At 67.9% G+C, this 22094-nt stretch carries 24 protein-coding genes; 21 read left to right on the top strand and 3 right to left on the bottom strand.

What is annotated here, in order from left to right; translation table 11 throughout:
• Window positions 1-7 precede the first annotated feature (7 nt).
• The 18 genes from ACFWN1_RS01345 to ACFWN1_RS01430 all read left to right on the top strand — a co-directional run bounded on the left by ACFWN1_RS01345 (window position 8) and on the right by ACFWN1_RS01430 (window position 17688).
• The gene (locus ACFWN1_RS01345) at window positions 8-1429 is read left to right on the top strand and encodes a phage portal protein (RefSeq protein WP_175512317.1); all 1422 of its coding nucleotides are present in this window, start codon (window positions 8-10) and stop codon (window positions 1427-1429) included.
• A complete protein-coding gene (locus ACFWN1_RS01350; RefSeq protein ID WP_381272680.1) occupies window positions 1426-2529 on the top strand; it encodes a hypothetical protein in 1104 nt (367 codons plus the stop codon). The genes ACFWN1_RS01345 and ACFWN1_RS01350 overlap by 4 nt, the downstream gene beginning before the upstream one ends.
• Window positions 2526-3059, top strand: a complete 534-nt coding sequence (locus ACFWN1_RS01355; protein WP_381272678.1) for a hypothetical protein — start codon at window positions 2526-2528, stop codon at window positions 3057-3059. The genes ACFWN1_RS01350 and ACFWN1_RS01355 overlap by 4 nt, the downstream gene beginning before the upstream one ends.
• A gap of 72 nt (window positions 3060-3131) precedes the next feature.
• A complete protein-coding gene (locus ACFWN1_RS01360; protein WP_381272676.1) occupies window positions 3132-4193 on the top strand; it encodes a hypothetical protein in 1062 nt (353 codons plus the stop codon).
• Between the two features lie 72 nt (window positions 4194-4265).
• Entirely contained in the window at window positions 4266-4727 is a 462-nt protein-coding gene (locus ACFWN1_RS01365) for a hypothetical protein (protein ID WP_381272673.1), read from the top strand.
• A 32-nt stretch (window positions 4728-4759) separates the two neighbouring features.
• Window positions 4760-5059, top strand: a complete 300-nt coding sequence (locus ACFWN1_RS01370) for a phage head-tail adapter protein (RefSeq protein WP_381272670.1) — start codon at window positions 4760-4762, stop codon at window positions 5057-5059.
• Window positions 5059-5442 carry a DUF5403 family protein gene (locus tag ACFWN1_RS01375; protein ID WP_381272668.1) on the top strand — a complete coding sequence of 128 codons (384 nt, stop codon included), beginning with the start codon at window positions 5059-5061 and terminating at the stop codon, window positions 5440-5442. The genes ACFWN1_RS01370 and ACFWN1_RS01375 overlap by 1 nt, the downstream gene beginning before the upstream one ends.
• Window positions 5442-5939 (top strand): hypothetical protein, encoded by a 498-nt coding sequence (locus tag ACFWN1_RS01380; RefSeq protein ID WP_381272666.1) that lies wholly within the window; start codon window positions 5442-5444, stop codon window positions 5937-5939. The genes ACFWN1_RS01375 and ACFWN1_RS01380 overlap by 1 nt, the downstream gene beginning before the upstream one ends.
• 73 nt (window positions 5940-6012) lie before the next feature.
• Complete coding sequence (locus ACFWN1_RS01385) at window positions 6013-6747, top strand: hypothetical protein (protein ID WP_381272663.1); 735 nt, start codon at window positions 6013-6015, stop codon at window positions 6745-6747.
• Window positions 6748-6847: 100 nt separating this feature from the next.
• Window positions 6848-7186 (top strand): phage tail assembly protein, encoded by a 339-nt coding sequence (locus ACFWN1_RS01390; protein ID WP_381272661.1) that lies wholly within the window; start codon window positions 6848-6850, stop codon window positions 7184-7186.
• 110 nt (window positions 7187-7296) lie between these two features.
• Window positions 7297-7563: a hypothetical protein gene (locus ACFWN1_RS01395; RefSeq protein WP_381272659.1), complete on the top strand. Its 267-nt coding sequence runs from the start codon at window positions 7297-7299 to the stop codon at window positions 7561-7563.
• A gap of 4 nt (window positions 7564-7567) precedes the next feature.
• A complete protein-coding gene (locus ACFWN1_RS01400) occupies window positions 7568-11560 on the top strand; it encodes a hypothetical protein (RefSeq protein WP_381272657.1) in 3993 nt (1330 codons plus the stop codon).
• Entirely contained in the window at window positions 11554-12405 is an 852-nt protein-coding gene (locus ACFWN1_RS01405) for a phage tail domain-containing protein (protein WP_381272654.1), read from the top strand. Before ACFWN1_RS01400 ends, ACFWN1_RS01405 begins: the two co-directional genes overlap by 7 nt.
• On the top strand, window positions 12405-14876 hold the full coding sequence (locus ACFWN1_RS01410; RefSeq protein WP_381272652.1) for a siphovirus ReqiPepy6 Gp37-like family protein: 2472 nt from the start codon (window positions 12405-12407) through the stop codon (window positions 14874-14876). Before ACFWN1_RS01405 ends, ACFWN1_RS01410 begins: the two co-directional genes overlap by 1 nt.
• A 13-nt stretch (window positions 14877-14889) precedes the next feature.
• The gene (locus tag ACFWN1_RS01415) at window positions 14890-16200 is read left to right on the top strand and encodes a tail fiber domain-containing protein (protein ID WP_381272650.1); all 1311 of its coding nucleotides are present in this window, start codon (window positions 14890-14892) and stop codon (window positions 16198-16200) included.
• On the top strand, window positions 16197-16553 hold the full coding sequence (locus ACFWN1_RS01420) for a DUF2746 domain-containing protein (protein ID WP_381272648.1): 357 nt from the start codon (window positions 16197-16199) through the stop codon (window positions 16551-16553). Before ACFWN1_RS01415 ends, ACFWN1_RS01420 begins: the two co-directional genes overlap by 4 nt.
• A 137-nt stretch (window positions 16554-16690) precedes the next feature.
• Window positions 16691-17482 (top strand): N-acetylmuramoyl-L-alanine amidase, encoded by a 792-nt coding sequence (locus ACFWN1_RS01425; RefSeq protein WP_381272645.1) that lies wholly within the window; start codon window positions 16691-16693, stop codon window positions 17480-17482.
• Window positions 17479-17688, top strand: coding sequence for a hypothetical protein (locus ACFWN1_RS01430; protein ID WP_381272642.1), 210 nt, complete (start codon window positions 17479-17481; stop codon window positions 17686-17688). Before ACFWN1_RS01425 ends, ACFWN1_RS01430 begins: the two co-directional genes overlap by 4 nt.
• Before the next feature lie 61 nt (window positions 17689-17749).
• Here the strand turns inward: ACFWN1_RS01430 and ACFWN1_RS01435 are convergent, their stop codons facing one another.
• The 3 genes from ACFWN1_RS01435 to ACFWN1_RS01445 all read right to left on the bottom strand — a co-directional run bounded on the left by ACFWN1_RS01435 (window position 17750) and on the right by ACFWN1_RS01445 (window position 19958).
• On the bottom strand, window positions 17750-18217 hold the full coding sequence (locus tag ACFWN1_RS01435) for a hypothetical protein (protein WP_381272640.1): 468 nt from the start codon (window positions 18215-18217) through the stop codon (window positions 17750-17752).
• A 68-nt stretch (window positions 18218-18285) separates the two neighbouring features.
• On the bottom strand, window positions 18286-18963 hold the full coding sequence (locus ACFWN1_RS01440; RefSeq protein WP_381272638.1) for a hypothetical protein: 678 nt from the start codon (window positions 18961-18963) through the stop codon (window positions 18286-18288).
• Window positions 18964-19004: 41 nt separating this feature from the next.
• Window positions 19005-19958 (bottom strand): hypothetical protein, encoded by a 954-nt coding sequence (locus ACFWN1_RS01445; RefSeq protein WP_381272636.1) that lies wholly within the window; start codon window positions 19956-19958, stop codon window positions 19005-19007.
• 189 nt (window positions 19959-20147) lie between these two features.
• Between ACFWN1_RS01445 and ACFWN1_RS01450 the strand changes: the two genes are divergently transcribed.
• The 3 genes from ACFWN1_RS01450 to ACFWN1_RS01460 all read left to right on the top strand — a co-directional run bounded on the left by ACFWN1_RS01450 (window position 20148) and on the right by ACFWN1_RS01460 (window position 22063).
• The gene (locus tag ACFWN1_RS01450; protein WP_381272633.1) at window positions 20148-20603 is read left to right on the top strand and encodes a hypothetical protein; all 456 of its coding nucleotides are present in this window, start codon (window positions 20148-20150) and stop codon (window positions 20601-20603) included.
• Window positions 20604-20882: 279 nt separating this feature from the next.
• A complete protein-coding gene (locus ACFWN1_RS01455) occupies window positions 20883-21146 on the top strand; it encodes a hypothetical protein (protein ID WP_381272631.1) in 264 nt (87 codons plus the stop codon).
• Window positions 21128-22063: a hypothetical protein gene (locus ACFWN1_RS01460; RefSeq protein WP_381272628.1), complete on the top strand. Its 936-nt coding sequence runs from the start codon at window positions 21128-21130 to the stop codon at window positions 22061-22063. Before ACFWN1_RS01455 ends, ACFWN1_RS01460 begins: the two co-directional genes overlap by 19 nt.
• Window positions 22064-22094 lie beyond the last annotated feature (31 nt).

Here is a 22094-nt window from a genome sequence, read left to right on the forward strand (position 1 = left end):
TGAGTTCTTGACCGACACGTCGCCTGCCGCGCTCGCGCGGCAGCTCCTCGCCATCCTGGGCAGGGATAAGGACCGGCTGACCCGGATCGACGACTACCTGCACGGCAGGCACGACGACCCGTACATGCCCGCGATGGCGGATGACGAGTACCGGCTCCTCGCGAAGCGCGCGATCTCCAACTGGATGCCGCTTCTCGTGTCGACGCCGACTCAGGCGCTGTATGTCGATGGCTTCCGTTCCGGCGACGATTCGAGCGGCAACTCGGCGGCAAACCTGTCCTCCCCGCAGTGGGAGCACTGGCAGCGGTCTCGTCTCGACGCCCGTCAATCGGCCATCTACAAAGGCGCGTTGACCTACGGCCACGCCTTCGCCCTGACCGAGCGCGCGGGCGGGACGGTTCTGACGAAGGGGCTTTCCGCGCTTCGCACAGCCGCCCTCTACGAGGACCCGGCGAACGACGACACACCTTACGCCGCCCTGACCGTCACCGCCTGGCCCTCGGGCGAGACGGTCGGCCGGGCCCGGATGTGGGACGCGCTCACCGAGTACGCGGTCACCTTCAAGGGGCTGGACGACGAGGACGGTGTGAAGGTCGGCGCGCCCCGCCGGCACGGCGCATCCGAGTGCCCCGTAACGCGCTTCGCCGCGTCCGTCGACCTCGAAGGCCGTACGGTCGGGGTGATCGAGCCGATGATCGCGCTCCAGGACCGCATCAATCAAACGATCTTCGACCTGTTGGTGGCGCAGACCTACGCCTCCGTGAAGGTCAGAACGGTCACAGGCATGGCCCCGCCGGTCCAGCGTGATCCGGAGACGGGCGAAGTCATCTACGACGAGCAGGGCAACCCGATCCCCCTGCCGATCAACCACAACGCGAAGAGGTTCTTGTTCGCGGAAGATGCGGACACCAAATTCGGAAGCCTGGACGAGACCCCGCTCGGGGGCTTCATCGAGTCCATCGACATGAGTATCCGGCACCTCAGTGCGGTCGCGCAGGTCCCCCCGCATCACCTACTCGGGCAGATCGCCAACCTCTCGGCCGAAGCCCTCCAGGCCGCCGAGACCTCCCTGAGCCGACGCATCCAGGAGTTCAGGACCGTGTTCGGCGAAGCCTGGGAAAGAATCTTCCGGCTGGCGGCTGAGCTGGGCCAGGCGCCCGGCGCGGACGACTTCACGGGCGAGGTCATCTGGCGGGACATGGAGCAGCGCTCCCTCGCGCAGGCTGCTGACGCCCTGGGCAAGCTCCGCGAGCAACTCGGCATCCCCGCAAAGGGCTTGTGGAAGCGAGTCCCGAACGTCACGCAAACCGAGCTGGACGAGTGGGACGACCTAGCGGACGAAGAAGACTCGGTGGGCCAGCTCGCGTCCGCGCTCAACCGTGCGACGCCTGAGCCGGTCACCGCGGATTCGGTGCCGGTGGCTGCGTGACGAGGAAGACGAAGCAGGCCGAGACCGACGAGGTCTCGGCCGCGTACCACGAGGCCCTGACGCAGATCGGCGCGAAGACCACAGCTGAGGCCCTCTCCCTGTGGGCGGAGGTGCCGGTCGACGGCCGGGCGGCAACGGTGGGCGGGTGGCTGCGCAAGGCCATCACCCTCGTCATGTCTCGACGCCGACAGTCGCGCGACCTGGCGCGGGCCTACTACCGGCTCGCGCGAGCGCTTCAGACCGGCTCGACCATCGCAGACCCGTATCACCCCGAGCCGGACCATGTGACCCTTGCCGACCTTCGGCGAGAGTTCGCGGAGCTGGCCGGTACCTACGAAGCGCCCGCCGAGCGGCCCTCTGGTCCGCCACCTGCGGACGAAAGCCGGTCTCCGAGCCCCGCCGGCACCGATGGAGACGAGACCTCCCCGCCGGACAACGCCAGCGCCTCGCCCGCTGAACCGGTCGACGACGACGAGGACGACTGGGACCGCATCCTCGTCGAGGAGCTGGAAGGGCTGCGCGATGAGGAGGAGCGCGTCGAGCGCCAGGCCGAGGAAGAACTCCGGCTGGTCCTGGAGGCCCTCGGCACTTCGAACCTCGACCGGCGCATGACCGTCGAGGACGCCAACCCTGACGACGCACACCGGCAGGCCGGGGCCCAACAGGCGGCAGCGGCCTCCCGAGTCGCGATGAACGGCGGCCGGTCCTCGAACTGGACGCACATGTCCCGCGACCGGCGCGCCCTCGGATACGTCCGGCTCTCGCGTACGGGCACCCCGTGCGGCTGGTGCGCCATGTTGATCAGCCGTGGTCCGGTCTACAAGTCCCGCGAGTCCGCGCTGTTCAACGACGGCGACAAGTACCACGACAACTGCCACTGCTACGCGATGCCGATCTGGAATCGGGATCAGTACCAGTCGAGCGAACTGACCGCGCTGTCGCGGCAGTACGAGGCTCTGTGGCCGAAGGTCACCAAGGGCCACACCGGCAAGGCGGCCGTGACCGTCTGGCGCCGGTTCATCCGCGCCAAGCAGCGCGAAGCGAAACAGGCCGCAGCCCAGGAGGCGCGGCAACCCACCGACACAGCCCCGGAGGCGTGACGTTGCCCGAACAGACCCCCGTCGAGAACAAGCCCGGCGAGCAGACCGGCGAAACCCCGCCCAGCCACAAGCCGGACGAGCAGACGCCGAACCCTGAAGCCGGTGCCGGCGGAACGTCGGGCACGCCGGAAGACGAGCTGCCCGACTGGGCGCGCAAGGAACTCGCGAAGGTCCGGGGCGAAGCCGCGGGCTACCGCACCCGTCTGCGCGATGCGGAGACGAAGCTCTCGGGCGCCAAGAGCCCCGAAGAGTTCGAGGCTGCGCTAACCGAGGTGAAGCAGAAGAACGCCGAGCTGGAGCGCTCGGTGCTCATCGGCACCGTGGCCAGGAAGTTCGACCTTCCCGAGGAGCTGGCCGGGCGGCTGCACGGCACGACTCCCGAGGAGCTGGAGGCCGACGCGAAGTCGCTTCAGTCTCTCCTCGCCCCGAAGGCTCCGTCCGCCCTGGGAGGCGGCCTCGACCCGTCCGAAGGCGACGACGACGGCGAGATGGACCCGCGCAAGCTCGCGCGGCGAACACGCCGCTTCTAGCGTCCCGTTCCCCTTACCCCACCCCCGTGCCGCTGGCCGGGGGTTTCTTCATGCCCCCGGAGGTAGCACCACTTGCCCACCGCACAGCACCAGGTCGTCAAGCCCCAGAAGCTCGTGAACGCGGCAGTCGGGATGCTGGAGCAGGAGCTTCTCATCCCGAACCTGTTCCAGAAGCAGGGCATCGACCAGTTCAAGGGCGCCGAGAACGACACGATCTCCATGAAGGTGGAGGGTATCCTGCCGTTCCACGACTACGCGTGGCGCAACGACCGGTCCAGCCCGATCGTCTTCGACGAGTACGCGGAGCGGACCATCGCCGTGACTTTCGGCGGCAACGTGTACTCGGCCGTCAAGCTCACCGACGAGCAGAACGACTTCGACATCGACAACTGGTCGAAGCTGCTCCGTCCGCAGTCGAAGGCCGTCGCGCGCGGCCTTCAGCGCCGGGCGGTCAACACCCTGACCGGCCAGGCGTACAACGTCACCATCGGCAACGCCGCGCAGAACCTCCGGTCGGCGCTGATCGAGGCCCGCCGCGTCCTCAATGCGTTCCACGCGCCGAAGGAGGGCAGGTACCTCCTGGTCGGCACGGAGTTCGAGTCGGCGCTCCTGAACGACGACAAGCTCAACCTCGCGCAGAACGTCGGTGACAGCGAGGCCGAGTCCGCGCTGCGGACCGCGAGCATCGGCGACCGCATGGGCTTCCGCATCGTCGTCGACCAGACGATTCCGGCCGACGCGGCGTACGCCTTCGCGTCCTCGGCGTTCATCTTCCTGTCCGGCGCCCCGAGCGTCCCGCAGTCCGTCCCGTACGGCGCGACCACCAGCTTCGAGAACATCGCGCTTCGCTGGGTCCGGGACTACGACCCGCTCTACATGCAGGACCGCAGCGTCGTGAACACCTACGCGGGCTTCCGCTCGGTGACGGACATCCTCGTCGGCTGGGACGCGGCCAACGAGAAGGAAGTCATCTCCACCCAGGAGCACTTCGTGCGCGGCATCAAGCTCCAGCTCGACGGCGCCTCGGACTACCCGGCCGCAGCCTCCGAGCTGGCCAAGATCACTGGCGTCTCGGACGCGAAGGTGTGGACCCCGACCGGCATGAAGCCCGAGGCCGACCCCGCCAACGGCTGATTCCAACAGGCGGCAGTTTTAACCTAGTTCCACTCGGTTAAGGCTGCCGCCCTCCCGAGGAGGGAGCCCCCCTTGGCATACGCCACCCTCGACGAGCTGCGGGGCCGCCTGGACTGGGAGCCGGACGAAGACGAGCTGCGCATCGCAGCGGGAGCGCTGGACGACGCCTCGGACCTCGCGGCCACCTACGGCCGCGACTGGCCCGAAGACACCGCGCCCCGGCTGGTCAAGACACTGGTGCTGAAGTCGGCCGCCCGGTACATGCGGAACCCGAACGGCTACACCCAGTCCAGGGCAGGTGACGAGACGCTGGCCTGGTCGGATATTGGCCGGGACGGCGGCACCGTCTACTTCTCCCGCGAGGAGATCCGGCTCCTGGAAGAACTTGCCGGCCGAAAGCGCGGCATCACCAGCGTGGCCGTCTTCGCCTGGGGTACGAAGCCGGGCGGGCGCAGCGCGGCCGGTCGCGTACCGGTCGACTACTCGCCTGCCTCGCCGTTCCCGATGTTCGTGGACGAGGCGGGCCCCTGGTGACCGTGCAGCGACGGCGCGGCCAGACTGCTCGCGTGTGGAAGACGACGGAGGTCGTCGACCGGCGGGGGAACACCGTGGTCGCGGTGGACGAGAACAACCCCGTCACGGTGAAGGCCGCCTTCATCCCCCAGCGTTCCGGCAAGGCGGAGGTACCGGGCCAGCAGCAGATCAACGTGACGCGGATGATCGTGAGCCCGAATCTCGAAGGCGTGACCCTCTGGTCGCGCGTCGAGTGGCAGGGCCGCATGTGGGACATCGTGACGCCGCCCTCCTACCACCACGGCGACCGCCGCACGCGGCACTGGTCCATCGACATTCGGGAGCGGCCCTGATGGCATTCGTCTACTCCCGCGTCGGCGGCAAGAAGCTGGAGGAGTACCTCGCTCGGCTGCCCGGCGTTCAAGACGCGCTCGACGAGGCCCAGTTCGAAGTCGCGGCCAGAGCAGAGGAGCTGCTCCTCCAGCATCGCCAGGAGGGCCACGCCACCATCGACATGGTTGACGGGCGGATCGACAAGTACGTGGTCCTCGACGACGAGCGCGGCAAGAAGGCCGCCCTGTCGATCGAGTACGGCCGTGCAGAGTCCATCGTCGTGAAGACGGCCAAGGACGGCTCTACGTACCTCGACGTGATCCCGGCCAGCGACGGCCTGTTCATCCTGGCCCGCGCGGCGAACCTGCCCAAGAAGCGGAAGGGCAAGGTGCACCTCGACTGATGGCCGGACTCCCCGACCACATCAGGGCCATGGCGGAGCTGTCGCCGGTCGAGGATCTCCTCCTGGCTGTACTGCGCGAGGGCCTGCCCGGCGTACGCGTGAAGTCGCTCGTCGACCTGCACGAGACCTTCCCCCTGGTGCTCGTCCGCCGCGACCCGACCTGGGGCGAGTGGCAGGGCGACACCCGGTTCACCGACGCCGCCCGGGTGGTCGTCAACGTCTTCGTCCCCGACCCGGACGGCGACGAGGACGCGGCGATCCTCTCCGAGGCTGTCCGGGTCGCGCTGCGCGATGCCTGGCTACGGCCGAAGGTCTATCCGCGCCTTGGCCACATCATCCGCGTGGACATGAACTCGGCGCCCCGGCGGGCAACCGACTGGGCGACCGCGACGGGGCCCGTGCAGTACGCCGACCTCCCCACCGGGATCTGGCGCTACGAGTCGATCTACGACGTGCAGATCCGCAAGCCGCGGACCCGCCCCTACATCTCCCAGTAAGCGCAGCAGACGGAAGGCCCGGCCCCTCGGGGGTGCGGGCCTTTTTTGTGCCCGAAAGAAGGAACGTTTCTCTTTGGCGATCAACGACGCCGCGACTCTCGTCGTCGGCTCCGGTAACTACCTGACCGCGCCGACCGCTACGCCGATGCCGGCGGACCTGCTAACCCCGCTCAGCCCGTGGCAGAACGTTGGCCACACCAGCCTGGAAGACGTCTTCGGTATCACGTCCGAGGGCGGCGAGGCGACCACGATCGGGTCGCTCCAGAACAAGTCCCTGCGCACCAAGTACAGCGCGCGCACGGAGACCATGACCTTCACGTTGCAGCAGTGGGACACGGCCGCGCTGAAGCTCTACTTCGGCGCCAACGCGCCGATTCTTCCTGATGGTTCGGTCGGCGTCCCGACGAACCCCGAGCCCACGCAGGCCGCCTTCCTCGCGGTGTTCGTGGACGGCGACAACCACTTCGCCTTCTACGCGCCGCGCGCCGAGATCTACCGCGCGGACGACATGGCGATCTCGGACACCGAGAGCCTCGCCGGGCTGCCCCTGGGCGTGAAGCCCATGGCCTACGGCTCGAACGAGTGGACCTACGCCATCACCCCGCTCGGGGGCACGCTCGCGACCGGCGCATCCGCCGGCACCCCCGGCTCCTTCACTCCGGACGGCGCAGTCGCCCCGGAGAACCTCGCCGCGCTGGCGGGCGTGATCGCCACCCCGACGAGCGCCTGGACCACCGGGCAGCACGTCGTGCTCGGCAACGGCTCGAAGGCGAAGTGGGACGGCTCGGCCTGGGCCGCGACCACCTGATCACTTCCGGCGCGGGCGCTGCGGACCCGCCCGCGCCGGGCCTCCCCCTTCTTCTTCGGTCCGCCTCCCCTTTCTCTCTTCTCTGGAGGTCCGCACCCCCATGGCTTCTTTCTCCCTCGACGACATCCGCGCCGCAGCCGAGCGCAAGTACGGCTCGACCGACATCACCTTCGGCGACGACACCGTTCGCCTGCTCAACCCCCTGCGCCTGTCGAAGGCGAAGCGCGAGGGCCTGGCGAAGCTCCAGGAGGAGATGGGCCGCGACGACGTGGACCAGGCCGAGTCCCTGGCCGACGCCATCCGCACCATCGCCGAGTCGGACAAGGCGGCCGAGAAGCTGCTCACGGCCGTGGGCGGTGACCTCGCGATCCTCGCCGAGATCTTCGGCCACTACGGCGAGAGCACCCAGGCGGGGGAAGCCTCGGCCTCTGCGGCCTGATCGACCAGTACGGCGAGGGCCTGTACCCCGACCTGCTGTTCCACTACGGCGTCGATCTCGCCGACGTGATCGCAGGCCGGGGGCCCTCTCCGGCACTCGTCCTTCTGCTCGTGCAGAGGCTTCCCGACACCTCGTTGACGATCGCCCTCGCGTCGGGCGGCCGTGACCAGTTCGGCTGGGGCCAGGACCGCCACCTGACTGCCGACCTGTACGACGCGATCAATCAAAACACGAGGGCGACCGGCCAGTGGGGCAAGGGCAGGGCGCCGAAGATCCCCGCCTACCCCAGGCCCGAGATCAAGAAGAAGTCCCCGAAGCCCAAGGCTCGCAAGCCCCGCTCGGTCGCCGAGATTTACAAGGTATTCCAGCGGAGGTAAGTGGTTGTCCGACGCGAACATCGTCGGCCGGATTGCGGTCAAGGTCATGCCGGACACGTCCGGCTTCAAGCGGGACCTGAAGGAGCAGCTCAAGCGGATCGAGTCCGATCTCGCGATCACGATCCAGACGAAGGCCGACGCGACCGGCGCGCGCCGCGATGTCCTCGACATCGTGCGCGGCATCAACCGCGACAACAAGTCGACCGACGCCCGCAAGATTCGCTTCTACACGACGATCGACGACAACGGCATGGCCAGGGCCGTCAAGGAAGCGGCGGTCAAGCTCCGCGAGAAGGCCAAGCACGAGAAGATCGACTTCAAGGTCGGCGAGGTCACCGGCTCGGGCAAGATCGAGCTGGAACTCGACAAGGACTCCGCCGACCGCGTGAAGGACGAGATCGACCGGTGGCGGAGAAACGTTTCTCCGGTCAAGGTCGACATCGAGCTGAACTGGCCCTCGGCTGCCAGCGCGGCCGTAAGCGCCCGCCTGGGCATCCTGACCCGGCCACGCACCGTCCCCATCATTCCCGATCTCGACAACGCCGCGCTGGCGAAGGTCGGGACCGCCCTCGCCGCGCTCTCCGGGGCCCGCGTTCTGTCGGACACCTTCGAGCGGCTGTGGAAGTCGATCAAGAACCTGGATCGGTCCGCGCCGATCATCGGCACTCTGGCCACAGCCATCGCGGGCCTCGCGGGCTGGGGGCTCACCGCGGCCTCGAACCTCTTCACGCTGTCCGCGTCGCTCGCGTCGATCGCACCAACAGCGCTTCTGCTGCCCGGACTTCTGGGCGGCATGGCGGTCGGCCTGGGCGTTTCGATCGCCGCGTTGAAGGACTTCAACAAGGTCATCCCCGAGGTCAAGGCGGCACTGTCCGGCCTCCAGGACACGATCTCGGAGAACTTCTGGGCCAAGGCGGCGGAGCCCATCCGCGCCGTCGTCGACGATCTGCTTCCCAAGTTCCGCGACGGCGTCTCCAAGACCGCCACCGAACTCGGCTCGTTCTTCGGCTCGTTCGCCACCAACCTGGGCACGTCGCTCTCCCCGGCGCTGACCCAGATGTTCACGGACCTGTCCGCGTCGATCTCCATCGCGACGGACGGCACGGACACCTTCGCCTCGATCATCGCCACCCTCGGCCGGGTCGGCACCAGCTACCTCCCTGATCTCGCTTCGTGGTTCGTCAAGATCAGCGAGAACTTCGACGCCTGGCTGTCGAAGAAGGCCGACAACGGCCTCAAGGACATGATCGACGAGGGCATCGTCGCCCTCAAGGATCTCGGGGCGATCATCGTCGACATCGGCGGGATCTTCGCGGGCATCGCCCGCGCGGCCGAGGAGGCGGGCGGCTCCACCCTCGGGTCACTGGCCGACATGCTCGACCAGATCCACCAGAAGATCGACTCGTCCGGCGTCCAGGACGCCATGCGGATGCTGTTCTACTCCGCGCACGAGGCGATGGACGAGCTGATGCTCAGCGCGGGCCCGCAGCTCCAAGGGTTCCTGAGCACGTTCGTCGGACTGCTGACCGCCGTTCTCCCGCAGGTCGGCAACATCATCGGCACCGCGTTGGGCGGAATCGCCGACGCGCTGAATCAGCCGGCGGTGACGGACGGCGTCCACGCCCTGTTCGACGGCATGCAGGCCGGGGTCGAGGGCCTCCTCCCGGCGCTGGCCCCCCTGGGCGAAGCTCTCGGCGCCCTTCTGACCGTGGTGGGCGCGCTCGTCGCCCAGCTCGGCCCTCTCCTCGCTGCGGCACTGGGCCCACTGGCCAGCGCCTTCGCGACCCTGGCGCCGATGATCACCCCGATCATCGAGCTTCTTACGGGCGCCCTCACCCAGGCGTTCCAGCAGCTCACCCCGATCATTCAGCAGATGGTTCCGCTCGTCGGGCAGATGCTCGGCGCGGCCTTCCAGTTCCTCGCGACGCTCCTGCCTCCGATCGCCGCGATCTTCACGCAGATCCTCTCGGCGGTCATGCCGCTCGCGGAGGCGCTCATCTCCGCGCTGGCTCCGATCCTGCCGGTGCTGTCTGCCGCACTTCAGCAGGTACTCACGGCGCTCCAGCCGATCATCGCGGTTGCTCTCCAGATCATCACGGCGGTCATCGAGCCGCTCCTCCCGATGCTCTCGGAGGTCATCCAGAGCGTTCTCCCGCCGCTCGCTGACGCGATTCAGCGCTTGCTCGAAGCGATCCAACCGGTGCTCGACGCGCTGCTCGCGGTCGTGAACTTCCTGATGCCGGTCCTAGTGCCGGTGATCAAGTTCATCGTCGAGCTGCTGGCCGGCGCGCTGGTCGCAGCGGTCAATGGTGTGGCTCTCGTCTTCGAGGGTCTGGTCGAGATCGTCCGGGGTGTCTGGGACATCATCGTCGGCGTCCTGAAGATGGCCTGGGGCCTGATCGAGGGCCTGTTCACCGGCAACTTCTCGACACTGAAGGCTGGTTGGTCGCAGTTCTGGAAGGGCCTCTGGAGCCTCGTCAAGGGCGTCTGGGACACGATCCTCGGCGCGCTCGCGGTGTTCCTGAACATCGGTCTGATCGGCGGAATCGGCAAGGGCCTCAAGGCGATCGGTGCCCTGTTCAAGTCCGGCTGGAAGCTGATCGAGGACCTGTGCACGGGAGCGTTCAACGCGATCCGCGGGTACCTCGGCGTCTTCATGACCGGCATGCGCGGGCTCGTCTCTGACGGGCTCGGCGCCATCGGCCGATTCTTCTCTTCGGCCTGGTCCTCGATCCGGTCGACGGCGAGTTCTGCGCTGAGCGCGCTCGTTCGCACGATCGGTGAATGGATCGGGAAGGCCGTGACCACGGTCAAGGAGCTGCCGGGCAAGGCGAAGTCAGCGCTGAGTTCGATCGGCTCCACGCTGATGTCGGCGGGTAAGTCGCTCATTCGCGGCTTCATCGACGGCATCAAGGACATGTTCGGCTCGGTGCAGTCGACCCTCAAGGGCCTAACCGACAAGCTCACGGACTGGAAGGGCCCGCCGAAGAAGGACGGCGTGCTTCTGTACGACGCCGGTCGGCTGATCATCTCGGGCCTGATCAAGGGCTTGGAATCGAAGCACGACGATGTGAAGAAGTCTCTCCAGGATCTCACGGCGAAGATCCCGAAGAACGCGTCGAAGTCACTGAAGGCCAGGGTCAACGCCGACCGCGCGCAGCTCCTCAAGCTGCTCGCCGCGTACGACACCGCCGGCACCAAGTTGAAGGCGGCGCAGGACAAGCTCGACAAGCTCCGCGACGAGATGTCGGACTACGCCAAGAGCGTCGCCGACAAGGTGCTCGCCACGGGCGACGTGACGAAGGTGGAAGATGCCAGCTTCGGCGGGATCTCGGACTCGCTGAAGAACGCGGTCGAGCAGGCCAAGAAGTACGCGGCCGTGCTGAAGAAGCTCAAGACGCTCGGCCTCAACGACGCCTCGTACGACCAGATCGCCATGGCCGGTCCCGAGGCAGGGCTCGCCGCAGCCGAGGCCATCGCCAACGCGGGCGCCTCCGGTGTTGCCGAGATCAACGCCCTGCAAAAGGAGCTGGAGAAGTACGCCACCTCCGCCGGGTCGACCGCCTCGCACTACATGTACGACGCGGGCGTGAAGGCGGCCGAGGGCCTGGTCAAGGGCCTGGAAGCACAGCAGTCCACGATCGAGAAGCAAATGCTCAAGATCGCGGACTCCATGGTCGCCGCGATCAAGAAGGCGCTCGACATCCACAGCCCGTCGAGGCTGTTCCGCAAGCTCGGCTCCTACGTCGGCAAGGGCTTCTCGCTCGGCGTCACCGACGAGCGCGGGCGCGTCGAGCGTGCAACGAACGCCCTGGCGCAGAGCGCAACTTCGGGAGCGTCCCGCGAGGTCACAGCCGCCGTCTCGGGCGGGCTGTCGGCTGGCAGCGGTCAGTCCGTGACGAAGGTTCTCAACTACTACGCGGGCAACAGCAGCTCCCTCTCGTCCGAGGAGGAGCTGTTCGCGGCTACCTCGCGGGCAAGGATGGTGGGTTGGTAAAGCTCGAACTGAGCACCGCTTCGGACAAGGTGAACCTGTCCGGGGTGGAGATGGACGGGGTGGGGTTCCAGGCCCTTGCCGGCGCAACCGGCTTGGGCCTCCCCTCCCTCTCCGTCCAGTGGCTCGAAGGAGCAGGGGACGGAGCCGCCTACCGTGGGCGGCGCGTCCTGCCCCGCGACATCGACATCCCCCTAGACATCGTGGGCCGTGACCGCGCCCACCTGGCCGAGCTGATCACTCGCCTCGCCCGCGTCCTGGCGACCGAGAACGGGCTGACGCTGACGTGCATCGACAGCGCCGGGGGACGCTGGACTACCCCCGTCGCGTGGACCGGCGGCGGTGAGATCGACCCGGCCAGCGGAGACCGGGACGCGCAGACGACCATCTCGTTGCGCGCGTCGACCCCGTACTTCCTGGCCGAGGTACCGCAGACCGTACGCATCGGCGGGGCGACCGCCGCCCCGTTCCTGTCCCAGCTCTCCGCCATGCCTCTCGCCGCGTCGCAGGCGATCGGCAGCGTCCAACTCACCAACGATGGTGACACGTTGGCCTATCCCCAGTTCCAGGTGTACGGGCCGGGCGACAACTTCAAGGCCATCGGGCCGAACGGCGAGACGCTCCACTACACCGGAGCGATCACGTCGGCCGGCAGCATCACCGTCGACATGGGCACGGGCATTGTCCGAGACGGTTCGGGGGCCAACGTCTACCGCTACCTGAACACCGCGCCGCGCCTCTGGTCCGTCCCGCCGGGGACTTCAACGATCTCTGTCTCGCTGCTGAACACGACCACCGCCTCGCGGATCGTCGTCTCGTGGCGCCCTCGGAAGTGGGTGGTGATCTAGTGAGGCAAGAGGATCTCCTCGTCGAGGTACGCGACAAGAGCCTGACGCGTATCGGCACCATCCCCGCGGATCTCCTGCTTCTGGAAGCGGAGGACATCCACAACAACGTCGGCACGTGGAAGCTGACGATCAGCTCGGAGCACTGGCTTGCCCCCGTGCTCTCGACGCCCGGCGCGGGCCTGATCGTGACGGGCCCGAGAGACGTTCTGTTCTCCGGGCCGGTCACGAAGACCGAGACCGCCGTCACCGCGACCGACCCGCTCGGCACACTGACGGTCGAGGGTGTGGACGACACGATCATCCTGTCGGACATGCTCGCCTGGCCGCAGCCGTCCAACGGTGACGCGGCCACGCAGACCGTCGCGACCGACGACAAGACGGACGCGGCCGAGACCCTCATGCACTACTACGTCTCGGCGAACTGCGGACCGAATGCACCGGCCAACCGGCGCCGGGCCGGGTTGAGTCTGGGCGACAACGGCAAGCGCGGCGGCATCGTCTCCAAGAGCCCCCGCTTCCAGCAGCTCGGCGAGCTGTGCAAGGAGCTGGCCGAACCGAACGGCCTGGGCTTTCGAATCGTCCAGCGAGGCACGGCGCTCGTCTTCGAGACCTACGCCGTTGCCGACCGCACGAAGGACGCCCGGCTCGGGGTCGTGAACAACACCCTGGCGGGCCAGAGGGTTACCGTCTCGACCCCGGCCAAGACGCGGGTCATCGTCGGCGGCGACGGAGACGGCTCGAACCGCCTCTTCGTTCCCGTCGACAACCCGGACTCGATCGCTTCCGAGACGGACTGGGGGCGCCGCATCGAGTCGTTCATCGACGAGCGCTCCTCGACGGACACGGCCGAGCTGACCCAGAAGGGCGCCGAGTCCTTGGCCGATGGCGGCACCACCTTGAAGGCGGCGCAGGCCGTACCGATGGAAGACTCTGCGCTCGACTTCGGCCGGGACTGGTTCCTCGGCGACAAGGTAGCGGTCATCGTCGGCGGTACGGAGATGGCGGCCGTCGTCACCGGCATGACCCTGAAGGTCACCGAAGACGGCTACCGCCTCGGAGCCACCCTAGGAGACCCGGCCCCGCTATCAGCTGACGCGGCAGCCGCCTCCGCGCAGAAAGACCTTGAATCGCGGGTCTCCTCACTGGAGCGGACAGCGGAGGCCACTCCGCCCGGCCCCCGCATGATCGACCCCGCGTACACCGGCATCACCCAAGCCACCCCGCCCACGAGCTACCCGCAGGGCGAGACTGTCCAGTTCTACTTGAGCGCGACGGCCGCCACGGCGGGCGGCTGGGACTTCTCCGGGAAGTGGGGCATCGTCCTCACCCAGGTCTGGTCGGGCGGCGACGCCGTACAGACGTGGCGCCGCGTTCACGCCAGCACCACCCCGCACGAGATGTGGGTACGTGGCGGCAACTCTTCCGGCTGGTCACCCTGGCGGCAGGTCGCCTTCGACTCGCAGATCGACCCGACGCTGTTCACCCAGGCCGCCCCGCCGACCGCGTACCCAGCCGGGGATTCCTGGTGCACCTACAGCGCGGACCAGGCCGCCTCGGGTGGCTGGTCGTTCGCCGCCGCCGGGTACGGACTCCTTCGGACCTGGCGCAACCCGAACGGCAACTACGCGCACCAGCGCTTCACCCGGCTCGCGTCGGTCGGCGACATGCAGGACTGGGAGCGCACCGGCACGGATGGCAGTTGGACCGGGTGGCGGCAGATCGCCTTCGACGCCCAGCTCGCCCCCGCCGACTACACGCAAAGCTCCCTGCCCAGCACCTATCCGGCGGGCGAGTCCACGCTCACGATGAACGACACCCAGGCCGCTGCCGGCGGATGGAGCTTCGGCAACGGAGGCCGGTACGGGACGGTGCGGACCATCCGCCCGACCGGAAGCACCTTCGCGCACCAGACCTGGTACCGGCTCAGCCCGACCACCGTCGAGCAGTGGTGGCGCACTGGCAACGACGCGTCCGGCTGGACAACGTGGAAGACGGCGGCAGCCAACGAGAGCAGCGCGAAGGGCGTGCGGTCCATGCAGACGCTCTCGACGACTGAGTACGTCGGCGACTCGCCCAGCGTGGTCTACCGGCAGACGTTCACGGCCGAGGCGGGCCGCTGCTACAAGGTCGTGCTCCGTGTTGCATCCGTGGACACGGACGGCGTGGGAGACCAGTCGATCAACCGCTATGCCAAGCAGGGCGCGTACACCACCGTCCGCTGGGCGGCCGGGACGACGGTCTCTACATCAAGCGCGATGGTCGGCGACTTCTACTCGACCACCTTCGATGACGACTCGAACACCTCCAGCGGGCTGCACATGACCTGCTACATCAACAACGCCCCGGCCGGTCCCGTGACGGTCGGCGTCACGCTCAACTCGCGCCGCGCCGCAGCGACGTACGGCATGGTCCGGTACCTCCCCGGCAGCCTGTCGCAGCTCGTGATCGAGGACGCAGGCGCGGCCCTCTAAGGAGTCTCCCCCTTTGGCAATCACGTCTTACCCGTTCGACGGCCAGGCCGTCACCGAGACCCAGTTCTCCCAGATGTTCAAGGAGTTCCAGGACTCCGGCGTCGTTGCCTCCTTCGGCGGCCCGAGCCTTCTGGTCACCGCCGGTACCGGCATGAACCTGAACGTCTCCTCGGGCCTCGCGTTCCTGCGCGGCTTCATGGTGCAGTCGACCGCGACCGAGGTCGTCACCATCCCGGCGGCCGGTACCTCCGCCCGCGTCGATCGTGTCGTCCTGCGGGCCGATCCGTCCCTCAACTCCATCGTGCTCGCCGTGAAGCAGGGCACCGCGGGCTCGACGACTCCGCCGGCACTCACCCAGACGGACACGGGTATCTTCGAACTGGCCCTGGCCAACGTCGCGGTGGGGGCGAGCGCAACGTCGATCGCAGCCGGGGACATCACCCGCGTACGCCCCTTCATGGGCACCCGCGTCCTGGTGTGGAACACCAGCACCCGCCCCACGTCCCCGCGCATGGGTCAGATCGGCTACAACGCCGACACCTCGGCCTTCGAGTTCTGGGACGACACCTCGTGGTCACCGCTGATCTCGAACATCTCCTGGGCCAACCTGTCGGGCAAGCCCGCGTCATTCGTCCCGGCGGCCCACTCCCACAAGTGGGCGGACATATCCGATCGCCCGTCGTCCCTGCCCCCGGCCTCGCACACGCACGACTGGTCCCAGGTCACGGGCAAGCCGACGAGTTATGTCCCGAGCGCCCACGGACACGACTGGGACGAGATCAGCGGGAAGCCGTCGACATACGCCCCGGCGACCCACTCCCACACGTGGTCGAGTGTCACTTCCAAGCCGTCCACGTTCCCTCCCTCGTCCCACTCCCACTCCTCGTACCTGGAGGCCGGGGACACGATCGCCTGGGCCAACGGCTCGAAGAAGCCGCACAGCAACTCCGCTTCCGGCTCAGGGACGTACTACGCGGTGTGGGTCGAGGGAGACGGAACCTTCTGCCGCAACACGTCCTCGCTGCGGTTCAAGCAGAACGTCCGGGACATCGACATCGCCCCCGACGCCGTTCTGTCCCTGCGTCCCCGCCTCTATGACCGCCGCCCGAAGGAGGAGGACGGGGACTACCGCCGGGACGAGTTCGGGCTGATCGCCGAAGAAGTCGCCGAGACGCTCCCCGAGATCGTCACGTACGACGAGCGGGGACGCATTGACGCCCTGCGCTATGACCTCCTCGGCGTGGCTCTCCTGCCTGTCGTGCAGGCACAGGAGCGGCGCCTCCGAGACCTGGAGGCCCGGCTCGCAGCCCTGGAGGCCGCGTGACCTTCGCCCTCGCCCCGGCGACACAGGCCGCTCTCGTCTCCGCCGCCGGCACTGTGCTCGTCGCCCTCGTCGGCGTCCTGGTCGAGCTGGTCCGCCGCCAGGGGACAGCACTCAACGAGGTACGCGAGCACGCGCAGGAGGCCCGCGATCAGGTCTCCAACACCCACACCACGAACCTCCGGGACGACCTCGACCGCGTGATCTCGGGACTCGATCGCGTCCTCACCGGCCAGGCCGAGCACAGCCGGGACATCCGCGAGCTGCGCATCGAGCTGTCCCACGAACGCGCCGAGCGCCTTGCCGTCGCCGAACGGCTCGACTCCCACATCAGCGGCCCTGTCCCCAGGCCGTAATACCGACCCCGCCCCTGTGGCCCTGTCCCGCCGGACAGGGCCTTTCCTATGCCCGAAGGAGACACACCCTGTCTGCGAAGTACCCCAAGGCCGACACCACTTCCCAGTGGTTCGCGAAGAAGTACCCCGGCAACACGATGAAGCCGAACGTGATCGTGCTGCACACCACGGAGGGATCAAGCTTCCCGTCCTACGGCGGCGGCGGCTCGGCACCGAACTTCACCGTGAAGGGCACGACCGTACGGCAGCACTTCGACGCGAACGAGTCCTCGCGAGCCCTTGTGAACGCGAGCGGCGGAGTCGAGACGAACACGCTGAACTGCGTCCAGATCGAGCTGGTGGGCACCTGCGCCAAGGGCGGCCCCGGCCTGTACTGGCCGAGCGCCACAGACGCGGACATGAAGGGTCTCGTCGACCTCGTGAAGTGGCTGACGACCACGTACCCCGGCATCCCGCTCGTGGCGACCTCGAAGCCCTGGCTCGCGTACCCCGCCTCGTACGGCTCCAAGAACAAGCAGCGCATGACCTTCGCCGAGTGGAACAAGTTCCGGGGGATCTGCGGTCACCAGCACGTCCCGGAGAACGATCACGGCGATCCGGGCAACTTCCCGATCTCCCGCCTGATCGCCCTGGTGAAGGGTGCCGGCGGATCGTCCCCGGGCTCCTCTTCCGGCTCGAAGATCGTCGCCCTGAGCGGCGCCGTGAAGCCGGGCGCCACGCACGCCCAGGTCGCCGAGCTTCAGCGGCTCCTCATCAAGGCCGGTTACGGCCCGATCAAGGGCGCGGTGACCAAGTTCTACGGCGCCGAGACGCAGAAGGCTGTGGCCCGCTTCCACGACCGCAACCCGGCTTACCGCAGCGGACTGCACGACCCGCGGATCGGCCCCAAGGGCTTCGTCGCTCTCCAGAAGCAGGCGGGCCGCCGATGAGCAAGCACCGCAAGCCCGTCGCGGCGTTCCTGTCCGCCTTGCCTGTCCGGTACCGCTCCCGTGTCGCGGCAGTCGTCGCGGCCCTGGGTGTCCTGGTCAGCGCTGTGGCCGTGGTCTACGCCGACCGTCCCGAGGTTGCCCTGATCGTGCAGGTGGCCACGTCGCTGGGCCTGGTCGACGGCCCGGATAGCTCCGACCCCGAGTAGCCACCAAGCGCCCCCTCCTGGCCGTCACCGGCTCGCGAGGGGGCGCTTTCGTGCGTTGGGCCTACTGCTTCCCCTCGGCCTTCAGTGCCTCGATCTCGGCGACGGTCAAGCTCTTGGTGCCGGGCGGCCTCGCGGTCGTCTGCTTCGCGGGAGCCTTCTTCGCGGTCGTCCGCTTCGCGGGAGCCTTCTTCGCGGTCGTCTGCTTCGCGGGAGCCTTCTTGGCCGGGGGCCTCTTCGCGGACGCCGAGTTCTGCTCGCGGTGCTCCTGTTCCCGCCGGGCGCGGCGAGCCGAAGATTCCCGCTCCCCCTCCTCCAGGAGTGTGAGGATCTGCTCCTTGATGGCGTCCTCGGGGCTCATCTCTTCCGCCTTCGGCAGCGGACCGAAGACGGCCTCAAGCGGGGCCGCGTCCTCGGCGCACAGGTCGCGCGTCACCTTCTCGCCGTCCTCGACGGTGAGGGTGTAGCGCGTCGCGGGCCGGTCTTTCCTCTTGCACTGATCGCATCCACGCACGGTGATCTTCAGGTCCATTCTGTTTGTGCTCCTCGCCGTACGGGACAGTGGTGAGCCATTGTCCCGTACGGCGATCGAGGCGTCTGTCAGGCGGGGGTGTTGAGCTTCTTCAGGTAGCGGCTGCCGGTGCGACGGTCGCGCCCCATGTGCTTGGCGAGGTTGGGTCCGGTGACCTCCCGCCCGTCAGCGATGAGGGCCTTCGCGGCGGCCTTGATCTCGTCGAGGCTGGGGGTCGGGCGGCCAGGGCGGCGCTTGGCGCGGGCCTTGGCCACCTCGTCCACGGGCGTCACCTCGCCGTCGAGGGTCGGCTGCACGGGCACGGCGGCCGGGTCCTGGTGCTCGTCCTCGACGACCAGCTCGGCTTCCGCCGGCACCTCGCGGGCAGCCCGGATGATCATGTGGGCGACGTGCCCGGCGACGATGCCCGGAACGGTCGAGACGGCAGCGGTCAGCGCCATCGACGACTGCATGAACCCGGCGGCTATCCAGTGGGCGATGATCTGGCCGACCACCGTCATGGCCAGCGCGCCGACCGCGCCCACAACGGCGGTTCCACGGCCCTTTTCGCCCTTCCTGCGCGTCTCGACGAACCAGACGGCGAAGCAGGCGTAGACGCTCATGCAGACCGGCATTCCGGAGGCGACGGTCTCGCTCCATCCGGCGGCGCGGGCGAGCTGGTACTCGCCGGGGGCAGACATGGCGAGCGCGACAGCGAGGACAAGGCCGCCGACGATGTAGGCGGAGCGGGGCAGGCGGGAAGACATGGGTGTCCCTTCAAAGGGGCGTGGCATGGGGAAAGGTCTGGTCAGGCGCGCATGGCGGCACGCGCGGCCTGGAAGGCGGCGAGACCGGCGGCGGTCATGGCAGGCGGCTGGTACTCGGCCTGCGGCGCGTCCTCGGCGATTTCGCCGGTCGTGCAGTCGATCGTGAAGGCGACGCCTGTCGCGCAGCCGCCGCAGATGCCGGTCTCCTGGCCGAAGGGCAGCGGGTTACGGCACTCGGGGCAGTCGCGGATCTCGCGCCACTGGCGCTGGCGCTCTGGCCGCTTGCGGTCGAGGCGGTCGGCGATCAGGCGGGTTGCCGAGTAGATCTTCGCCGGGAGGCCCTGTGTGACGGCATCGGTGATCTGGGTGACCGTGGCGCCACGGTCCAGCCAGTCAGCTACCTGCGGCGCGAGCTTGTTGACCTGCCGGTCGGCGAGGCGGAGCCGGGTGTCGATGGTGCCGAGGCGGCGCAGGATGCGGGCGGCCTCCGCCGACTGCTTGTCGTTCTTGGTGCTGGAGCCCTCCCGCTGCTCAGCCGCACTCGACGCGTCGGCGTTCGAGACCGGCTCAGCGGGAGGGAAGGGAGGGTTCTTTTCCCCGTCCTTTGAAGAGTCCTTTTCCCCGATAGGGGACGTGCCCGCCCTGCGAGTGCCCTTACGGCCGGTGACCGGACGAGTGGGAACCGGGGCAGAGGCCAGGTTCGGCAGCTCGTACACGTCCACGGTGGAGAGGATCTGGTTCGACTCCTCGTCGCGGGCGGTCCTCGTCACCCAGTACCCGAACTCGCGCAGTTCCTTGACGGCCTTGGCCACCGCGGATCGGCCCTGCGGGTAGTTGTCGGACAGTGTGCGGACGTTTTCCTTGACCCCGCTGGGCAGGGAGAGGACGAGAGCGAGGATGCCGCGCGCCGTGTGGGAGAGGCGCGGGTCCTGGATCGCCTTGTTGGCGATCATCACGAAGTCCCGATCGTGTTTCGGGATACGATGGATCTGCATTGGGAGTGCTAGCTCCTGGTGCCGGGCCTCGGGGTGCACCACCACCGCCGGGGCCGCCTTATGTCTGGTTGTTAAGTTATGACCGCTTGCGCAGCGGGCACTAGGTTGACACATGGTGGGCGGATGGGTCAACCTTGATACCGCCCAGGGTGTGAAGGTAAGACCCCGAGTCGCAACCGAAGGAGCATCATGCCCGCCTCGAAGGTCCAAGACCACGCGGAAGTAAAACGCTGGCTCGAAGAGGGCAAGACGTACGCGTGGATCGTGGAGCAGTACAAGGAGGAGTACGACATCGAGACCACCGTCCCGATGTGGTCCGCGTACCGCCGCCGCCACGGCATCGCGCGGCGGGTGACTCGCGACACGGACATGATCCCTTGGAAGATCGCACCTCAGCACATGTTGGAGTATCCGCTGGTCATGCTGCGTGCGGAGGCGCGCTTGAAGGCGGGCGAGGAGCTGAAGGGGCGCGCCGCCTCGAAGCTGGCGAGCTGGAAGAAGATGCTGGAGGAGACCGGTCAGGTCGTGTACTACGACCGCGACACTGAGGACGGGTTCTTCTACGTACCCCGCGAGGACTCCGACCCCGAGGGGGCCCTCATCCGCCGTCCCTCCACCGGGCTGCGCCCGCAGGTTGAGGAGTGATGCACACCTGGGTCCAAGTCCCACCGCCGACGCAGTTACCCCGAGCCCGAGGCTCGGGGTTTTTTCATGCCTTTCTCATGCCCTACTCAGGCTTCGATTAGAACAGAGGTTTACGGGCGACATACCGCCTGTGACCTAGTGTTTTACCTGCTCGTAGATCGCGGAGGGGAAGTGCGATCCGAGCTTCCTAGTCATGCCCCAGGAGGCGTCTTCGGCGCTCCCGCCTGCGTGGGACAGGAATCAGCACCTTGGTACTACCTTAATGAAGAGAGCGACGCCTTGACCGCTACCTGCTTGGCCTTCGGCCATGTCGACCTGGTGAGCGACCCGGAGACCTGGAACTACTCGGTCACCGCTCGCCCTGGCGCCGTACCGGCAGATGTCGCCCGCGCCCTCAAGGCCGCCGAGCCCCTCGGCCTGGAGCCCATCCTCGACGAGGACTCGGAACTCCTGCCGGATGGGTCGGTGCGCATGTGGCTGCACCCCATCGACCCCGAGATCGACCCCTTCGAGACGGAGACCCTGTGCACATCGTCGAACTGACCCCCGCCGTGGACGTGCCCCGCGACGGCTGGGACCGGCCCCTCGTCATCCCTAAGCAGGGCGGCAAGCCCGTTGCCCTGACCCGCACCACAACCTTCATCGACTGCATCGAGGACAAGAGCGCCCTCTCGGGGTGGAAGTCCCGCATGACCCTGGTCGGCGCAGCAAAGCGGCCGGTTCTCCTCGACATGGTGAACCAGCTCGACCCCGAGGACCCCGCCGACAAGCGGAGGCTCGACCGGCTCGCCGAGCAGGCCCAGGACATCTCAGGAGCGAACGCGAAGCGGGAGAAGGGAACCCACCTGCACACGCTGTCCGAGTACGTCGACCGAGGGCAGCCGCTTCCCGCCGGCACGTCGGCGCTCGACCAGCTCGACATGGCCGCGTACATGGGGGCCACGGTGCCGTTCACCGTGAAGGCCGTCGAACGCTTCGTCGTGGTACCCGAGCTGGGGACCGGAGGCACCTTCGACCGCCTCCTGGAGTACGCGGGCCCCGGCCCGGACGGCGAGCACATCGAGGGCCACTTCATCGGCGATCTGAAGACAGGCACCGTGACGTACGGCAAGCTCAAGATGGCGACGCAGCTTGCCGTGTACTCGCGCGGCGAGTTCTACGACCGCACGCGCTTCCCCGTGGACCCGGCCGACCGAAAGGCGTTCGCCGCCTGGAAGAAGCGGGAGGTGCCGGCGGCCGAAGCCGCGGTGGCGTACTCGCCACTGCCCGGCCATGTCTCGAAGAAGTGGGGCATCATCATCAACCTTCCGGCCGGTTCCGGCGAGTGCACCTTGCACTGGGTCGACCTGGAGATCGGCTGGGACGCCGCGCGACTGGCCCGGCAGATCCGCGCCGCCCGCAGCACGAAGGGCGCCATGCTCCCCTGGGTGTCCGGGGTCACATCCGCCGGCACTTGTTAACCTAGATCCTAGTGTTAAGTTAGTTCCAGAG

Origin of the sequence: Streptomyces sp. NPDC058459 (genome assembly GCF_042721685.1) — a bacterium.
Lineage (GTDB): Bacteria > Actinomycetota > Actinomycetes > Streptomycetales > Streptomycetaceae > Streptomyces.